2 protein-coding genes are annotated in these 1,410 nt (G+C 61.7%); both read left to right on the forward strand.

What is annotated here, in order from left to right:
* On the forward strand, positions 1–752 hold a 752-nt coding region (locus PFH44_RS27545), incomplete at its 5' end, for a LysR substrate-binding domain-containing protein (protein WP_283826833.1).
* 141 nt (positions 753–893) lie between these two features.
* A partial coding sequence (locus PFH44_RS27550; protein WP_283826835.1) for an LLM class flavin-dependent oxidoreductase occupies positions 894–1,410 on the forward strand: 517 nt, incomplete at its 3' end.

Consider the following 1,410-nt stretch of genomic DNA (forward strand, 5'->3'; position numbering starts at 1 on the left):
GCGTCTCCCTGACCTCTGACGGGAGCGCGCTGTACGCGCGCTGCCTGGTTGTGGTTCAGGACGTCGAGGAGACGGAAAACCTGTTCCGCCAGGAGAGCGGGCAGGTGAAGGGGAGAGTTAAGGTTGACGTGCCGGGCCGGGTGGGAAGCCGCATCGTTATTCCTGCGCTGCCGGAATTCTTTGCCCGCCACCCGTCGATTCAGGTGGATCTTGGCATCACCGATCGCAGCGTCAATCTCCCGGAGGAAGGGGTGGATTGTGCCGTGCGTGTCGGGGTGCTGAACGATTCAGGCATGGTGGCGCGTCGGGTGGGCGACCTGAAGCTGATTAACGTGGCTTCTCAAGGCTATATCTCTTCCTTTGGCACACCGACATCGCCGGAACGGCTCGCTGGCCATATTGCCGTCGGGTACGTCTCGCCGACCTCCGGGCGCCAGGCGCGCTGGGAGTGGATGCGGGAGGGGGAGATATTCAGCGCCGACGTCAGCAGCCAGCTGACGGTAAACAGCGCCGAGGCCTATATTGCGGCCTGCGTATCAGGCATGGGCATGATTCAGATCCCTGAATATGACGTGAGCGAATGGCTGGACGCGGGGATTTTGTGCGAAGTGATGCCGACCTGGCTGGCGCAGCCGCTGCCGGTCAGCATTGTATATCCCAGCCGACGGCATCTGTCGCGACCGCTGCAGCTATTTATTGCCTGGCTTGAGCCGCTGTTACGGGAAAAAATGCGGCTCACCGCCGGAGCGTAATCGAGGCGCCTGCTGCCTGCCGATGGCGTATAAAATATATCAAAATGGTATTTGAGCGGCGTTTCTTATTCCAATAAGTTTAGCTGATTGTTTATCCCAGGCCGCCGCGTCTACGGTCGCCAACAATCGGAACCCGCTTCTATGAATCGCGTGAAAAAGCCGCTGGTGCTTTCGCTGCTGCAGTACCCGAGCGGCCATCATGTCGCCGCGTGGCGCCATCCGGATACGGATCCAAAGGCCAATATCTCCGTCGATAGCTATATTGCCAGCGCGCGCGCCGCCGAGGCCGCGGGGTTTGATATCACCTTTATTGCGGACCGCCTCGGCATTCCCGCCGGACCCCTCGAGGCGACGCGGCGGGTGGATGAGTGGTCGCACGGCTTCGAGGCGCTGACCCTGGCCGCGGCGGTTGCGGCCACCACGCAGCGCATCGGCATCGTCGTCACCGCCAGCACCACCTTCAATGAACCCTACACCCTGGCGCGCCAGCTGGCTTCGCTCGATCTTATCAGCGGCGGGCGCCTGGGCTGGAATATTGTGACTTCGGGCCTGTCGAGTGAGGCCACGAATTTTAACCCGACGGAGTTTCGCCACGATAAGCGCTACGCGCGCGCAGAGGAGTTTATTGCGGCGGTGCGGGCGCTGTGGGGCTCCTGGG

The sequence above is a fragment of the Klebsiella sp. Ech2A genome (assembly GCF_030078455.1).
GTDB lineage: Bacteria > Pseudomonadota > Gammaproteobacteria > Enterobacterales > Enterobacteriaceae > Klebsiella > Klebsiella terrigena.